This is a genomic window from Amycolatopsis sp. NPDC041971, assembly GCF_055588925.1.
Window position 1 is genome coordinate 162 of record NZ_JBVJCE010000028.1, and the last position, 15,803, is coordinate 15,964.

The 15,803-nt window shown below is 67.1% G+C and carries 13 protein-coding genes and 1 tRNA gene; 12 read left to right on the forward strand and 2 right to left on the reverse strand.

Annotation, left to right across the window (positions count from 1 at the left end; all coding sequences use genetic code 11):
• The 4 genes from ACZ6DT_RS37940 to ACZ6DT_RS37955 all read left to right on the forward strand — a co-directional run.
• A partial coding sequence (locus ACZ6DT_RS37940) for a deaminase domain-containing protein (RefSeq protein WP_465604256.1) occupies positions 1–3,119 on the forward strand: 3,119 nt, incomplete at its 5' end.
• A gap of 28 nt (positions 3,120–3,147) precedes the next feature.
• Positions 3,148–3,606, forward strand: coding sequence for an SMI1/KNR4 family protein (locus ACZ6DT_RS37945; protein WP_465604258.1), 459 nt, complete (start codon positions 3,148–3,150; stop codon positions 3,604–3,606).
• An 860-nt stretch (positions 3,607–4,466) separates the two neighbouring features.
• On the forward strand, positions 4,467–5,096 hold the full coding sequence (locus ACZ6DT_RS37950) for a DUF1707 SHOCT-like domain-containing protein (protein ID WP_465604260.1): 630 nt from the start codon (positions 4,467–4,469) through the stop codon (positions 5,094–5,096).
• A 415-nt stretch (positions 5,097–5,511) separates the two neighbouring features.
• Positions 5,512–5,934: a hypothetical protein gene (locus ACZ6DT_RS37955; RefSeq protein WP_465604262.1), complete on the forward strand. Its 423-nt coding sequence runs from the start codon at positions 5,512–5,514 to the stop codon at positions 5,932–5,934.
• 130 nt (positions 5,935–6,064) lie between these two features.
• Here ACZ6DT_RS37955 and ACZ6DT_RS37960 read toward each other — a convergent pair.
• Positions 6,065–6,137: transfer RNA gene (locus ACZ6DT_RS37960), tRNA-Ala, on the reverse strand.
• A 159-nt stretch (positions 6,138–6,296) separates the two neighbouring features.
• Here ACZ6DT_RS37960 and ACZ6DT_RS37965 point away from each other — a divergent pair.
• Both ACZ6DT_RS37965 and ACZ6DT_RS37970 read left to right on the forward strand, forming a co-directional pair.
• Positions 6,297–6,629 (forward strand): hypothetical protein, encoded by a 333-nt coding sequence (locus ACZ6DT_RS37965; protein ID WP_465604264.1) that lies wholly within the window; start codon positions 6,297–6,299, stop codon positions 6,627–6,629.
• Between the two features lie 94 nt (positions 6,630–6,723).
• Entirely contained in the window at positions 6,724–7,278 is a 555-nt protein-coding gene (locus ACZ6DT_RS37970; protein WP_465604266.1) for an HdeD family acid-resistance protein, read from the forward strand.
• A gap of 102 nt (positions 7,279–7,380) precedes the next feature.
• Here ACZ6DT_RS37970 and ACZ6DT_RS37975 read toward each other — a convergent pair whose 3' ends face one another.
• Positions 7,381–7,716 (reverse strand): hypothetical protein, encoded by a 336-nt coding sequence (locus ACZ6DT_RS37975; protein ID WP_465604268.1) that lies wholly within the window; start codon positions 7,714–7,716, stop codon positions 7,381–7,383.
• Between the two features lie 66 nt (positions 7,717–7,782).
• Here ACZ6DT_RS37975 and ACZ6DT_RS37980 point away from each other — a divergent pair, with 66 nt between their 5' ends.
• From ACZ6DT_RS37980 to ACZ6DT_RS38005, 6 genes are all read left to right on the forward strand, one after another.
• Positions 7,783–9,438 carry an NAD(P)/FAD-dependent oxidoreductase gene (locus ACZ6DT_RS37980; RefSeq protein ID WP_465604270.1) on the forward strand — a complete coding sequence of 552 codons (1,656 nt, stop codon included), beginning with the start codon at positions 7,783–7,785 and terminating at the stop codon, positions 9,436–9,438.
• Positions 9,435–10,856, forward strand: coding sequence for an ATP-binding protein (locus ACZ6DT_RS37985; RefSeq protein WP_465604272.1), 1,422 nt, complete (start codon positions 9,435–9,437; stop codon positions 10,854–10,856). Before ACZ6DT_RS37980 ends, ACZ6DT_RS37985 begins: the two co-directional genes overlap by 4 nt.
• A gap of 140 nt (positions 10,857–10,996) precedes the next feature.
• Entirely contained in the window at positions 10,997–12,085 is a 1,089-nt protein-coding gene (locus ACZ6DT_RS37990) for a hypothetical protein (RefSeq protein ID WP_465604274.1), read from the forward strand.
• Positions 12,085–13,239, forward strand: coding sequence for a toxic anion resistance protein (locus tag ACZ6DT_RS37995; RefSeq protein WP_465604276.1), 1,155 nt, complete (start codon positions 12,085–12,087; stop codon positions 13,237–13,239). The genes ACZ6DT_RS37990 and ACZ6DT_RS37995 overlap by 1 nt, the downstream gene beginning before the upstream one ends.
• Positions 13,236–14,861: a vWA domain-containing protein gene (locus tag ACZ6DT_RS38000; RefSeq protein WP_465604277.1), complete on the forward strand. Its 1,626-nt coding sequence runs from the start codon at positions 13,236–13,238 to the stop codon at positions 14,859–14,861. Before ACZ6DT_RS37995 ends, ACZ6DT_RS38000 begins: the two co-directional genes overlap by 4 nt.
• Positions 14,858–15,454 carry a hypothetical protein gene (locus ACZ6DT_RS38005; RefSeq protein WP_465604278.1) on the forward strand — a complete coding sequence of 199 codons (597 nt, stop codon included), beginning with the start codon at positions 14,858–14,860 and terminating at the stop codon, positions 15,452–15,454. The genes ACZ6DT_RS38000 and ACZ6DT_RS38005 overlap by 4 nt, the downstream gene beginning before the upstream one ends.
• The last annotated feature ends 349 nt before the right edge of the window (positions 15,455–15,803 follow it).

The following is a 15,803-nucleotide window of genomic DNA, read 5'->3' on the forward strand; positions in this document are numbered from 1 at the left end:
AGGAGGAGGCTGATCGGGAGAATCGGAAGTTTGCGTCTCAGGCGGCTGCGTCGCGTGATCAGGCTGCGAGAAAGGCCAAGGAGCAGCAGGAGGAGGCCGATCGGGAGAATCGGAAGTTCGCGTCTCAGGCGGCTGCGTCGCGTGATCAGGCTGCGAGAAAGGCCAAGGAGCAGCAGGAGGAGGCTGATCGGGAGAATCGGAAGTTTGCGTCTCAGGCGGCTGCGTCGCGTGATCAGGCTGCGAGAAAGGCCAAGGAGCAGCAGGAGGAGGCTGATCGGGAGAATCGGAAGTTTGCATCCCAAGCAGCTGCGACACGCGAGCAAACCCGGATCATGCAAAACGAACGCGCCGCGCAAAAGGCCAAGGAACAGCAAGAAGAAGCCGATCGCGAGAACCGGAAATTCGCGTCCCAGGCAGCCGCGACACGCGAGCAAACCCGGATCATGCAAAACGAACGCGCCGCGGGAAAGGCCAGGGCGACGGCTGACGACCTGGCGCGAGGACTCAAGCATGACGGTGGAACCTCCACTTCGGTTCGTGCGTGGGAAACGCGCGCGACACTTGCCGCCGAGGCCGAGCGCGAGGCACAGGATCTCGAAGCCGTTCGTGACAGGGGAAAGGCGCTTCCGCCGCCGGAGATCACTTACCGTGTGTCCTCGAAGGGTGGTAGCAAAGGCGGCGGGATGACTTACACCGAGTCGCCGACCGTCAGCGGTTGGGAATTCAAGACCGGCGACGATGGCGCGGCGGTAGCCGTGGGCACTACCGATGACGGGCGGCGGATCGTTCTCTCGGACAAGGCGCTTTCGCCGGCCGCCAACGCCAAGTTCGGGGGAAACTGGTCGAACACGACCGCGCGGGCACCAGGCGGGAAGGTCGTCACGCTGATCAGTCCTCAAGGGCATTTGCAGACCAACATCGAGGACTTGGGCAAGCAATGGGGCGACGTCAGCAAGGATGGCCAGTTTCATCCGGGCGAGCTCGGCCAGGCGGTCGTCGGCACGGCCGCCGTCCTGACGGATGTCTCTGTTGGTCTCGGGCAGGGCAACACGTACGGAGCGGGCAAGGACTGCGCTGAAGGAAAGGGCTGTGGGGACGCGGTCGCCGAGGGACTCAAGACGGCGGTCGCGGTGACTCCGATCGGGAAACTCCCTGGTGCTTTGGCGCAACTGGGCGGGGCTGGTGCTCGCGCGGTCGCACCCGCGGCGACCGAAGCGGTTTCGGCGGCCGCGAGAACGGCGGCAAGCAAGGGAAGCCAGGCGGCCGCGACAGCAGGGCGGACCGTGGCACATCTCCCGCCGGTGGCGGCCACCGCGGGTGCGCTCAAGACCGGTGGTACGGCGCTCGCGCAGGCGCCGGGCGTGCGGCCGGTGGTGAACGCGGTCGCACCCGTGGTGCGGGCGGCTCCGGCGGCGTTGAACGCGGCATTCTCCGCGGCGAACAAGGTGCCTCAGGCGCGCTATGCGATGTATGCGCACAACGTCGACAACGGACGCGACGAGATCAAGCGCATCGATGTCTGCGCGGATGGTGGTGACTGTGGACCCGCGGTCACCGGGGCGGGTTTGCTGGCCTTCGACGGAATCCGGGGGCGCGGTCTCACGAATCTGTACGACCACGGTCCCGGTTGTGTCGAAGGACATGCCGCGGATTGCGGTTTCGCCGCGCTGGACGGGCTCGCCGCCCTTCCCGCCGGCAAGGCGCTCAGGCAGGACTGGAACGCGAATAACTTCCTCAAGGATCCTCGTACGATCGCGGCGCTCGACGACCCCGAAGTCGCCAAGACGATCATCGACCGGATACGCGCCGATCTGCCCCGGCGGCCGGAATTGGCCAGGTTGCTGGAAACACGCGGCAACGAGTCACTGAAGGACGCCGTCCAGCGGGATCCGAAGACGCTGGCCAGCCTGCTGGAGCACCCGAAGTCGCAGGCCATCCTGCGCGACGCGGTCCGCTCCGTGCGCCCCGGCGCGGTCGGTCCGGACCTGCCCAAGCTGGGCAATCCGCGGATCACTCCGGAGGAGTACGCGATCGCGGCCAGCACGAAGGCGACCGTCGGCAAACTCGCGCCAGGCGCGGACGAGCAGCCGATCAACTTCGTCAAATGGGCGAACGATCGTCCGGGACGCGAGCGGTTGTGGGCGGAGACGACCGCGAAGGCGGATCGGGCACTCGCGGAACTGCGCAGCGTGGGCGAACCACTGGCGGCTCGGTTCGGCGGTCAATACCTGTCACGATCCGGCCCGAAGGACCTTCCGCGAGCCGACAAGAAGATTCGACAGGACTACCAGGGCAACGCTTCGAAACTGGTCGATGTCGCGGGTGGAACGGTCGTGGTCAACCGCATCGAAGACGCCTACAAGGCCCTCGACGAGATCGCCAAGCACAAGGCGTTCGACATCGTACGGATCAAGGACCGCATCGCGGCCCCACATCCTGACGGGCCGGGTTACCGGGACATCCTCCTGAGCGTCCGGATGTCGGACCGGCACGTCGCCGAGCTCAAGATCGCGCTCAAGCCGTTCGATGAGGTGAACGCCTTCGAGCATCCGCTTTACGAGCTGCGCCGCAATCTCGGCACGCCGGGAGCGGGCGGTAAGACGGTTCTCACACCGGGCGAACAAGCCCTGTCCGACGAGTTGCTCCGGCGTGGTCGCCTCTTCTACGACGACGCGTTGATCAAGTCCAGGCCGACAGGTCCTGCTGCCCAGGAGAAGGCAAGGCCAGGCGTCGAACCCGCCGTGGTGGCACGCCACCAGGAAACGATCGATGGGTACCGGGCCGCGCAAAAAGTGGGAAAGGGCAAGAACATAGCGGTCGCCGAATACGAGATCGACGGCACGGCAGGTCAGCTGATCGGTGTGAGCGGTGCGCATCACTATCAGGGATCCGCGCCTCTTCCCGCGAACCGGCAGTTCGATCCGACCTTCAAGCAATCGGACTCCGAATGGAAGATTTTGGAGCAACTGGCGGAGAATCTGGATCCGGCCGCTCGTGGTATTATCCGGATAGTCTCGGAACGTCCTGTATGCGACTCTTGTCAGTATGTCGTCAAGCAGTTCGAGGAGCGTTTTCCGAACGTGAAGGTGGTTTTCGGTGACCTTGGGCGAAAGAACTGACAGAGGGGTTGGAGGGGCAGTGGGAACAGTGCGAGAGTTCGCTGATCGGCTGATAGCGCTCGGCGTCGCGACACCGGACACGCTCATCGGGTGCTCGCCGGAGGAGGTCGAAGAGGTGCGATCGGCGCAGGGCGTCGCTCGGCTTCCGGAGCAATACCAGCAGTTTCTCCTGACGATGGGCCGACACGCAGGAAAGCTGCTCGTCGGCAGCTCGGTCTTCTATCCAGAGATCGTCGAACTCGCCGACGAAATGCGTGATCTGGTTCAGGAAAATGGAATAGAAACTCTGGTAAAGCAGGATTCGGTGCTGGCTGGAATGCATCAGGGGTATCAGCTTTATTGGATTGAATCGGGGCCATCGCCAGAGCCGGTTCACTTCTACGTCGAGGGCACCAAAGAGATCAAAGAAACCTGGCCTTCTTGGCTCGACTGCCTGACAACGGAGTTGGATCGACATCTGGAGATCACGCGCAAGCTGAGGCAATGACGGGTGGGATTGGGAGCGGCACAAGCGGGAAAAGATTCGGCCGCTCCACGTCCCGATTCCGTCCTGCCGAAACCTGGGCGGTCCAGGGACAACCGAAGCGCGGACCGTATGGATAGCCGCCGGTTCCCGTAGTTTCGGCGTAGCTGGGCCTCAGCGTCGCAGATGTTCGAGGCTGCAGCAATCCACATGGGACATCACGCGATCGGGACTGGACAATAGCCGCTCCAGTACCGCCAATTCGTCGCAGGTAAGGGTGAGCAGGGCACCGGCGCGGCGCGCTTCACGCCGCGCCGGTGCCCAGTTTCCGGGTCTCTGCAGCGGAGCAACCGTCGGGGGCGTGTAGCTTGCTTGACTGTCTGTGACGGGCCGTGGAAGCGCAAAGGTAAACGGCCGGACTCGGTCGAGTTCCAGGTGGTCAAATTCCGCGGGATCACCTGGGTTGGTGTTTATGTACGGCTGTCTACTTGACAACGACGGGGCGCAGTCCGCCGGATGCGTCGATGTCTTGGCCTGGACCTACGGCGGAGCCGACAAGCAGGCGCCGACTTCTGTCGGCGGTCAGCCTCGCGGCCTGGTCGCCTCGCGGGTGACTGAACGCCGCCGGTGGCAGGATCGATCACCCGGGTAACTGGTCAATAGGAGCTGATCCGCATCGAGACGAAACGGCAGGTGGACGTCATCATCGCGATGTGTGCATAATATGGCGCACCCGGCCTTGTGTCCGCCGTGAGTCTCTTCGTCCTATAGATGCGCATGCTCGTTATAGTGCCTCCTCTGAGTTTCCTTGAAGGCGGAGAAATCGGCAGATGGTTCTCGCTTGTCAGGCCAGAGGAGCCGAGGAACACTCTATAGTTGCTGTTATGCCTGAACTGGAGCGATCGGCGATGCGGGTAGCCGATTCCGACCGCGAGCAAGTGGCGCAGCTGCTTTACAAAGCCATGGGGGTCGGACGGCTCAGCGCCGCCGAGCTGGAAAGCAGACTCGACCTCGTCTACTCGGCGAAGACTTTCGCCGAGCTCGAACCGGCCGTGGCGGATCTCCCTGCCACGTCATCCGTTCATGCGGGACGCCAAGATGGAGGTGTTTCGGGGCCGAGGAGGTCATTCGCGGTCATGTCCGGTGTCACGCGGCTGCTCGACGGGACGGTGCTCGCGGAACACGTCAGCCGAGCCTTCTGGGGTAGCGTCCGCCTTGACCTGCGGCAGGCCGAGTTCGCCGACGGTGTCTGCACGATCAATGCCGTGGCGATCATGGGCGGTATTAAGATCGTGGTCCCCGAGGACGTCGTCGTGGATGTCCGCGGTGTCGGGTTGATGGGCGGTTTCGGCGGCGGGCGGAGGACGACAGAGCGGCAAGCCATGCCAGGTGCACCGGTACTGCGCGTGACCGGGTTCGCCTGGTGGGGCTCGGTGAAGGTGGTCCGCAAGTCCCGAGAGCCCAAACGGAGGAGTCGGCACGAGCACCGTTTGTCGCGCCGGGCACGTCGATGAGCACCGGTTCACGCCGATCGCGGTCAGAAAGTGTATCGGGTTGTGACGGTCCGGCAGATCACGGAATGCCTGGATGAGCGTCTCTCGCTATTGACCATCAGTGCGACGAGGCACGGTCCGGAGCGGCACGGAACACTCCGGGCGATGATCGACTGGAGCCATCAGCCGTGCTCCGGGCCCGGACGGCTGCTTTGGACCCGGGTGTCCGTGTTCTCCGGAGGCTTCGAAGCCGATGCGGTCGCGGCCATATGCTCCGGCGCTAGACTGACAGTCGAACAGACGCTCGAGCTCAGCGACAGCCTGGTCGACAGGTGCTCAGACCTGGTGACCCAGCACGTCAAGGCGGTTTTCGCGGTGAGTCTCGGCTCTCAGCCCGGGCACGCCCGCATTCGATTCTGGCGGGTCGCTGCTCGACGTGTCGTACTTCGTGCCACCGGAGTGGCAGCAGGGACACGGGCAGAACCTGGCGACCCGGTTCGGCTGCACGACACTGGACTGCCTGAGGCAGGTGCCGGTGGCGGATCTGCTGGTCGCGCCGGTCCTGCCTCTGCCGGCCTATGGCAACGCCGTGCTTCCGGAGGATCCCGCAGTCGCCGTGCCCGCCGGACGTTTTCAGCGCGTGCCGTTCTTGACCGGCGTCACCAGGGACGAAGGAACCCTGTTCTCGCCGTCGATGTTCCCCGGACTCACCGAGGCGGGTTACCGGAAGGCGTTGGACAACCATTTCGGTGACAGGGCCGCGGCGGTGGCCGCCGAGTACCCCGTCGCCGCGCACGGCACGGCGGCGCAGGCCATCGGTGCGGTCAGCCTGCTGGGGCAGGTTGGTGACCCCGTTTGAAACGGGGTCATGGGCGTGCCCAGGTACTGAACGGTAGCTGAAGTTCGCCACACCAATTCTCAAAGTGAGGTGGAACGAAATAACCGCCCTACCTCGGCTAAGTTGCCAGGTGGGCGGTGTTTCGTCACTGTGGAGCTAAGGGGACTCGAACCCCTGACCCCCTCACTGCCAGTGAGGTGCGCTACCAGCTGCGCCATAGCCCCGAAGCGGGTTGTTCTCCGCATCTCGTGTGTCCATACATTACACCGCCCGATCGGGCCGTTCGCGCGGGGGTCACTCTGTGCTGCGTCGAGCTGGCGAAGCAGTCTTGACCTGCATCTTCGCAACTTATTTTTAGCCGTGTATCGACTGGGCATGTGCCCGTGGTCACGTTTTCGATCATCGTAACGCCGAGGTCCCTGCCCGCTACGCCGCGTCTCCGCTGGACTCCGCTTCAGCTCGCCCATCAGGTCCTCCGCGTCATTCGGGCAGCGGGCCACGAGGCGTACGGGTTCGGCAGTTACTGCTACTTCAACGTCGATCCGAGCGTGGTGGCGAATCGCGCGATCGAAGGGCCGAACAACCCGAACGTCCGGTTCCGCAGCATGGTCGCCGTCTCCCTCGGCGGGAACAGGACCATCGCGCGGGTCATCAACGACCGCGGCGGACCGGCGAACTCGGGATCGACGGTGGCCAACCTGGTCGCCTATCCCTGATACCCCGGCGCGCACCGGCCTCACCCCGTCGGCGACCTCCCCCGAACGAGTGGCGTGCCGCGCGCGAGCCCTCCGGCGCTCCGATACTCGGGAAATGCCTCTCGTCGGTCTCACCGTCGTCGAACCCCGCCTGGCCTGGCCGCTCGCCGCCCTGCGCGGCGGTTTCGCCATCCTGTTCGGCATCCTCGCGCTGATCTGGCCGGGAGCCACGGTCCTGGCCCTCGCGATCATCTACGGCGTCTACGCGATCATCGACGGCATCGGCGGTCTGATTCAGGCTTTCCGGCCGGGTGACGCCGCTCATCGCGCCGCCTACGGTGTCCTCGGCGCCTTGGGGATCATCGCCGGTGTCCTGGTCCTGATCTGGCCGGGGATCACGGTGCTCGTGCTGGCGCTCCTGGTCGGCTTCTGGGCGATCTTCACCGGCATCGTCGAGATCGTCGCGGCGATCCGGCTGCGCAAGCAGATCGAGGGCGAGGCGTTCCTCGTCGCGGCGGGCGCGCTTTCGCTGATCGCGGGCATCGTGATCGTGTTCAATCCGATCGCGGGGGCCTACGGGATCGCGCTCCTGGTCGGGATCTACGCCCTGCTGTACGGCGTGATGCTGCTCGTCCTGGCCTTTCGCCTGCGTAAACTCACCCGGGCCTGAACGCCTGCCGCGGATGGACCCGTGCCCCGGCGCGACCCAGGCTCGGCGAATCTTCCACCGCGGTCGCGACGGCGAAACGGCGGCCTTCGCGGGCGGCCGCGGTCAGGCCGTGCCCGCGCTCCTCTGCCGCGATGAGCCCGTGGCGTGGCGGATCCGCCGAGGACGACGCGCGCTCAGTGCCGACGCGGAGATCGGCACACCGTTCTCGATGAGCAGCGATAGCCGGAGCCGTGGATCGGCGTGCTCGGCGGCGATGAACGACGTCACGGCGTCGCCGCTTTCGGCCCGCGGCAGGTTCTCCTTGGTGACCCCGGAGATCGTGCGCAGGAATCGCAGCTCCAGCGCCGTGGCGAGGACCACGTGCAGCCCGTCCTCGCGCCACGCGGAAGGTGCCGGGCAGGCCGGCCGCGGTGGCCGCTTCACACGCGATGGGGGCACGGGCGTGGATCACTTCTTAGGCTTCGGTCAGCACGGCCCGAACGTAGTAGGGCTTAGGCTGATCCGGTGAGCCAGCCGATCCTGTTGACCGTCGACGACGATCCCGCCGTGTCCCGTTCGGTCGCCCGTGACCTGCGCAGAAGGTACGGGAAGGACTACCGGATCATCCGGGCCGATTCCGGTGCCGACGCCCTCGAAGCGCTGCGCGAGATCAAGCTGCGCGGCGACGCCGTGGCCGCGATCCTCGCCGACTACCGGATGCCGCAGATGGACGGCATCGTCTTCCTCGAGAAGGCGATGGACCTGTTCCCGCACGCCCGCCGCGCGCTGCTGACCGCCTACGCCGACACCGACGCCGCGATCCAGGCGATCAACGTCGTCGACGTCGACCATTACCTCCTCAAGCCGTGGGATCCGCCGGAGGAGAAGCTCTACCCGGTCATCGACGCGCTGGTGGAGACCTGGCGCGCGGTGGGGGAGCGGCCGGTCGACGAGCTCAAGCTCATCGGCCACCGGTACTCGTCGCCGTCGTTCCATCTGCGCGATTTCCTGGCGCGCAACGCCGTGCCGTACCGCTGGTACTCCGTGGACGACGACGAGGGCCGCCGCATCCTCGACGCGGCGGGCGCGGCGCCGCAGGACATCCCGGTGCTGGTCACGCCGGACGGCACGGTGCTGCGTCAGCCGTCCGGCCCCGAACTCGCCGACGCCGTCGGCCTGTCCACCCGTCCCGCGCAGGAGTTCTACGACCTGATCGTGATCGGCGGCGGGCCCGCCGGGCTCGGGGCGGCCGTGTACGGCGCTTCGGAGGGGCTGCGCACCGTCATCGTCGAGCGCAAGGCGACCGGCGGGCAGGCGGGCACCAGCTCCCGCATCGAGAACTATCTCGGCTTCCCGGACGGCGTCTCCGGCGCGCAGCTCACCGACCGCGCGCGGCGGCAGGCGCTCAAGTTCGGCGCCGAGGTGCTCACCGCCCGCGACGTCGTCGGCCTCGAAGCGCGCGGTTCGGCGCGCGTGGTCACGTTCGGCGACGGGACCGAGATCGTCGCGCATTCCGTGGTGCTGGCCAGCGGCGTGACCTATCGGGCGCTGGAGGCGCCCGGGGTCGCCGAGCTCGCCGGCCGCGGTGTCTACTACGGCTCCGCCGCCACCGAAGCGCCCGAGTGCAAGGGCGAGCACGTCTACATCGTCGGCGGCGCGAACTCGGCGGGCCAGGCGGCGGTGTTCTTCTCCAAGCACGCCGCCGACGTCACCATCCTCGTCCGCGGTCAGTCGCTCGAAGCGTCGATGTCGCACTACCTGATCGAGCAGCTCGCCGGGATCGAGAACATCCATGTCCGCACCCGGACCACCGTGGTCGAGGCGCACGGCGACGATCACCTCGAACGGCTGACCCTGTGCGAGAACGGCTCCACCACCGAGACCGTGCCCACCGGTCACCTCTTCATCTTCATCGGCGCGGCGCCGCGCACCGACTGGCTCGGCACGGAGATCCAGCGCGACGACCACGGCTTCGTGCGGACCGGCCCCGATCTGCTCACCGACGGCGGTCCGCCGCCGGGTTGGCCGCTGGACCGCGACCCGCACTACCTGGAATCGTCCATTCCCGGCGTGTTCGTGGCGGGCGACGTGCGGGCGGCGTCGGTGAAGCGGGTCGCGTCGGCCGTGGGTGAAGGCGCCATGGCGGTCACCCTGGTTCACCGTTACCTGGAGGAACAGTGAGCGTTCTGCCAAGGGAGGAACTGCGCGGGCTCTTCCTCTTCGAGCATCTCAGCGACGAACAGCTGGACTGGATCGACGAGCACGCCGCGCTGGAGCAGTATCGCGGCGGCACCACGGTCATGCGCGAGGGTGAGCCTGCCACCTGCTTCTACCTGCTGCTGTCGGGCGCGTTGCGGATGACGCGGCTCGTCGGCGGCACCGAGGTCGAGACGATCCGGTCCGATCAACGCGGCGCCTACTGCGGTGCGACGCAGTTCTTCGTGCACCAGGAGACAGAACACACCTACGGCGCTTCGGTGCACGCGGTCAGCGACCTCACCTTCCTGACCTTGCCCGCGGCCGAGTTCGCCACCGAATTCCGCCGCTGGTTCCCGATGGCGACGCATCTGCTGGAGGGCATGTACCTCGGCTGGCGCAACAGCGACACCGTGATCGGTTCGCGGCGGCGGCTGCTGGCGCTGGGCGAGCTTTCCGCCGGGTTGACCCACGAACTCAACAACCCGGCCGCCGCGGCGGTCCGCGCGACGGCGTCGCTGCGGGAGCGGGTCGCCGGGATGCGGCACAAACTCGCGATGCTGGCGAAGAAGAACGTCGACCCGGCGCTGCTGGAGCAGCTGCTCGAGATCCAGGAACAGCTGGTCGAACAGGTCGCCTCGGCGCCGAAGCTGTCCGCGATACAGCAGGCCGACCGCGAAGACGAGATCGGCGACTGGTTCGACGGCCACGGCATCGACCAGGGCTGGGACCTCGCCGACATCTACGTCCGCGCCGGGCTGACCGTGCCCGATCTCGATCGCCTGCTGGAATCGGTGGGGGAGACCTTCCTCGACGGCGCCGTCCGCTGGCTGGCGTACGCGCTCGAGACCGAGATGCTGATGGGCGAGATCGAGGATTCGACCACCCGCGTCTCGGTGCTGGTCGGCAAGGCCAAGCAGTACTCCCAGATGGATCGCGCGCCACACCAGTGGATCGACGTCCACGAAGGACTCGACTCCACCCTCGTCATGCTCGCCGGGAAGATCGGGCCGGGGATCCAGGTCGTGAAGGAGTACGACCACGCGGTGCCGAGGATCCCGGCGTACGCGGGTGAGCTGAACCAAGTGTGGACGAACATCATCGACAACGCGCTCGGCGCCATGGGGTCCGAGGGCACGCTGACCCTGCGGACGTCCCGGGTGAACGATCACGTGCACGTCGAGATCGGCGACACCGGGCCCGGGATCCCGGCGGAGGTGCGGCAGCGGATCTTCGAGCCGTTCTTCACCACGAAGCCGGTGGGGCAGGGCACCGGGCTCGGCCTGGACATCTCCTGGCGCATCGTCGTCGAACGGCATCAGGGCGACCTTCGGGTCGATTCGGCGCCGGGCGACACGCGGTTCACCGTGTGCCTGCCGGTCTCGGAGCAGTCCGTGATCTGATTTTCCCTCTACCCCAACGCTTCGCCAGCAACTGACGACTTCTTTCGTTCATCGATCGTTCATTGCGAAATGGCTCACCCGCGCGTCAAAAGAGTCGAACGGGCTGAAAGATCGAGCTGGTGAACGAGGGGGGTGGGCCGGTGAAACGCCGTCTGTCGATCGGCCTGGCAGTGGTGCTGCTGCTGGCCGTGGTCGCCGTGATCGTCTGGGGCCGCGGCGGTGATGACAACACCGCGCAGGGTACGGATCTGGCCACGGTGCGCGGGGTCATCGGTTCGGAGAAGCTGGCTTTCTTCTCCGACAAGCGAGTGGTGGACGCGTTCGCCAAGCACGGCTTGAAGGTCGAGGTCGACACCGCCGGTTCGCGGCAGATCGCGAGTATGGACCTCGGGAAGTACGAGTTCGCGTTCCCGTCCTCGTCGCCCGCCGCGCAGCGGATCCAGCGCGACCACAAGGTGACCGGCGTGCACACGCCGTTCCAGTCGCCGATGGCGGTCGCGACCTTCGAGCCGATCGTGAACCTCTTGAGCGCCAACGAGATCGTGCGCAAGGGCGCCGGGGACTACCAGGTGCTCGACATCGCGAAGTACCTCGAACTCACGCAGCGGGGCACGCGCTGGGACCAGCTTCCCGGCAATACCGTCTTTCCGGCTCGCAAGAACGTGCTGGTCACGACCACGGACCCGCGCGAATCGAACTCGGCGGCGATGTACCTGTCGATCGTTTCCTTCGTCGCCAACGGCAACAACGTGGTGAGCACGCCGGAAGCCGAGGCGAAGGTGCTGCCCGGTGTGTCGAAGCTGTTCATCGATCAGGGCTACACGCAGAACAGCACCGAAGGACCGTTCGAGGACTACCTCGCGGCGGGTATGGGCAAGACGCCGCTGGCGCTGATCTACGAATCGCAGTTTGTCGACAGGCTGGTCCGCGCGGACGGCTCGATCCGGCCGGACATGCGCCTGCTCTACATGGCGCCGACGGTGTACTCCAAGCACACGCTGGTCCCGTTGAAGCCGAACGGCGACCAGGTGGGCAGGCTGCTGGCGACCGACCCGGAACTGGGGAAACTCGCCGCCACCTTCGGTTTCCGCACCGGGGACCCGCGGTTGTTCGCCGACGTCGTCGCCGCGGCCAAGGCGCCGGTGCCCGCGGATCTGGTGGACGCCGTCGAGCCGCCGTCGTTCGAAACGCTGGAGCGCCTGCTCGACGCCGTGAAGAAACAGTACTGATGGAAGATTTCACGCTCACTCCACCCGAACCGGTGGAGGCGATCCCGGCCGAGCGGGCCGCGGGCCTGGTCACGCTCGCGCCGGAGGTCCACGCCGAGGTCGCGAAGCGCGCCGAGGGCTTCGCGCGGCGCCTCGAAGCGCTCGACGTCCGATCCCCGGAGTTCACCCGTGTCCTGGACGAACTGCTCGCGGTCGGCGAGTCCGACATGCGGGCGGCGGCGACCGTCGCGGGCGCGCTGCTGGACCGCTCGACGCGGGCGCTGGCGGAAATCGGGTCACCACAACAGCAGGCGACGGTCAGCCTGGCAGGCCTCCGGCGAGCCGTGGCGGAGATCGACCCGGCGAAACTGCCGCTCACCGGCCGCAAACTGATGGGGCTGATCCCGGTCGCCGGCAGCGCGAAGAAAGCGCTCGACCGCTACCGCGCGGCCAACGAGCCGGTGAACGCGCTGGTACTGGACTTGCGGGCGCGGCAGGACGTCCTGCGGCGGGAAAACGCCGCGCTCAAAGGCGAGCGCGAGCGGCTGTGGGTGACGCTCGGCAAGCTGTCGGAAGCGGCCGCGTTCGCCGAGGCCGTCGACACCGCCGTCGAACGCCAGGCCGGGATCTTCGACTTCACCGATCCCGCGCGAGCCAGGTCGCTGCGGGCCGACGCACTGCATCCGATCCGGCAGCGGCACCAGGATCTGCTGACCCAGCTCGCGGTGAGCGCACAGGGCTATCTGGCGCTGGATCTGGTGCGGCGCAACAACGACGAGCTGATCCGGGGGATCGAGCGGGCGGTGTCGACGACGGTCGCGGCGCTGCGGGTCGCGCTGCTGGTGAGCGGCGCGCTCGCCGGGCAGCGCGACGTCCTCGACGAGGTACAGGCCGTGCAGGCCACGACCGACGGGCTGCTCAGGGCCAACGCCGAACTGCTGGAATTGCGCGGCGCCGAGATCCAGCGTGCGGGCAGTGATCCGGCGGTGGCGGTGGCGACGATCCGCGAGTCGTTCGAGCGGATCTACCGGAGCATCGACGCGATCGACGAGTTCAAGGCGGGGGCCGTCTCGACGATGGCGGCGACCGTGGAGGCGCTGTCCGGCGAGATCCGGCGAGCCGAAGACCATCTGCGCCGCTCTCACGAGACGGCGACGGCCGAGGGGGCATCGTGAAACGCTGGACGGTCTTGGCGCTCAGCGCGATTTGCGCGCTGTCACTGGTTTCCTGCGATTCGAGCGAAGGCGGGACGAGTGGCCTGGGGGAGGCCGAACCGGGCATCTTGAGGGTGCTCGCGGGCAGTGAGCTGGCGGATATGCGGCCGTTGCTGGAGCAGGAGGCGGCGGCGACCGGGGTCAAGGTGAAATTCCAGTTCACCGGGACGCTGGAGGGCACCGAGTCGCTCGCCAACGGGAAGGCGGACGGCCAGTACGACGCCGTCTGGTTCTCGTCGAACCGGTACCCCGCGGCGGTTCCGGAGGCCGCGAAACAGCTGGGTGAGCAGGTGAAGATCATGAGTTCGCCGGTGGTGCTCGGCCTGTCCGCGTCGGCGGCGCGGCGGCTCGGCTGGACCGGGCGGCCAGTGGGCTGGGGCGAGATCGCCGAGCAGGCCGGGAAGAAGGCCTTCACCTATGGTATGACCGATCCGTCGGCGTCGAACTCCGGCTTCTCCGCGCTCGTCGGCGTCGCGTCGGCGCTCGCGGGCGCGGGCAACGCCGTCGACGCGCGGCAGATCGCCACCGTCACCCCGAAACTGACCGAGTTCTTCAGCGCGCAGGCGATGTCCGCGGGCTCGTCGGGGTGGCTTTCCGAGGCCTACCAACGGCGGGCCAGTGGTCAGGATCCCGGCAAGAAGGTCGACGGCCTGGTCAACTACGAGTCCGTCCTCCTGTCGATGAACGCGACCGGAAAGCTCCCCGAACCGCTGACGCTGGTGTATCCCTCCGACGGCGTCGTCACCGCCGATTACCCGCTGACCCTGTTGCAGAGTGCGAATCCCGACGCGCGGGACGCGCACCGCAAACTGGCCGAACGGCTGCGCACGCCGGACACGCAGCGCAAGATCATGGAGACCACGCAGCGCCGCCCCGTCGTGCCCGGTGTCCAGCTCGGGCGGCAGTTCGCGCAGAAGGACCTTGTCGAGCTGCCGTTCCCCGCGACCCAGCAAGCGGTCGACGCGTTGCTGGGTGCCTACTTCGACAAGATCCGGCGTCCGTCGCGCACGCTCTACGTGCTCGACACCTCCGGTTCCATGTCGGGTGACCGGATCGAGTCGCTGCGCACCGCGCTGACCGGGCTGACCGGCGCCGACGGCTCGCTGACCGGCCGGTATCGCCGGTTCCGCAGCCGCGAAGAGGTCACGATGCTGCCGTTCGACACCGTGCCCGGCAAACCGGAGACCTTCGCCGTCCCGGAAGGCGATCCACAGCCCACGTTGGACAAGATCAAGCGATTCGCCGAGGGCCTCGACGCGAACGGCGGTACGGCGATCTACGACAGCCTCCAGCGCGCGTACGACATCATGGGTCCGTTGGTCACCCGCGATCCCGATCGGTTCACCTCGATCGTGCTGATGACCGACGGGCAGAACGCGAACGGCGCCACGTTCTCGGATTTCCAGCAGAGGTTCCCGTCGTTGCCGGAAGCGATGCGGCAGATCCCGGTGTTCACCGTGATCTTCGGCGAAGGAAATTCCGCCGAACTCGGCGAGGTCGCGAAACGTACCGGCGGCAACGTGTTCGACGCGCGCGGCGACGTCCTGCCCAAGGTGTTCCAGGAAATCCGCGGGTACCAGTGATCCGGTACCTCGGTTCCACGAAGAACCTCGCCGGCTGCGTCGGTGGGCTGATCGGGCTCGCGCTGTACCTGACCGGCGTCGTCGCCGCGCTGTGGCCGGTGGTGGTCGCCGGGCTGTACGCGGTGTTCGCCCTGCTGGCGCCATCCGAACGGGTCCGGCTGGTCTCGCCTGCCGCCGTGGCCGAGGCTGGTCAACTGCGCGCGGACCTCGGCTCGTTGGTGGGCAAGGTGACCGCGCGGGCGCAACGGATGCCGAAGTCCTCTGTGGACGGTGTCCGGCGGATCGCCGAGGTGCTCGACGACCTGCTTTCGCGACCGGAGCGATGGTCGGCCAACCCGGACGTCCAGCACGCCGTCACCCGGCTGGCACGGACGGATCTGCCGCTTTCCGTGGAGAGCTATCTCAACCTGCCGTGGTGGTTCGCCGCCAAACGGCGCGCGAGCGGTGAGCCGAGCGCGTCCGACGAACTCCTGGCACAACTGGAGCTGTTGGAAACCGAAGCGCATCGCATCGCGGAACGGTTCTACGCAGGCGACGTCCACCAGCAGGCAGACCACACGCGATATCTGCGCGAGCGAGGCGAATCGGCCTAGGCGTCCGATCATCGGCAAACGAACCAAATCTGCCGGCCGTTCTGCGTGGGCGAGCCCGTTTACCGGTGGTGGACTGCGTGACGGCCGATCCGGTCGTGGTCGGTTTCCGTCTTCGGAGAGGGAGTTCAGACGTGCGCAAGTACGGACATCGGGCGGCCGCTGTGGTGGTGTGCCTCGCCGGCGGTACCCCGGCGATGCCGTGCCCGTGGTGCGCGTCGCGCGGGGACCGCTCTACAGCTGGACAAGTGGTCCGGGGGGGGGGGGGGGGGGGGGGGGGGGGGGGGGAGGGGGGGGGGGGGGGGGGGGGGGGGGGGCGGGACTGAGCGAATACGAGACAGCACACAACCCA

Bases quoted from the DNA above. Each gene is read 5' to 3' on its own strand.
- ACZ6DT_RS37950 (WP_465604260.1), top strand. From the start codon at position 4,467: ATGCCTGAACTGGAGCGATCGGCGATGCGGGTAGCCGATTCCGACCGC.
- ACZ6DT_RS37970 (WP_465604266.1), top strand. From the start codon at position 6,724: ATGCCTCTCGTCGGTCTCACCGTCGTCGAACCCCGCCTGGCCTGGCCG.
- ACZ6DT_RS37995 (WP_465604276.1), top strand. From the start codon at position 12,085: ATGGAAGATTTCACGCTCACTCCACCCGAACCGGTGGAGGCGATCCCG.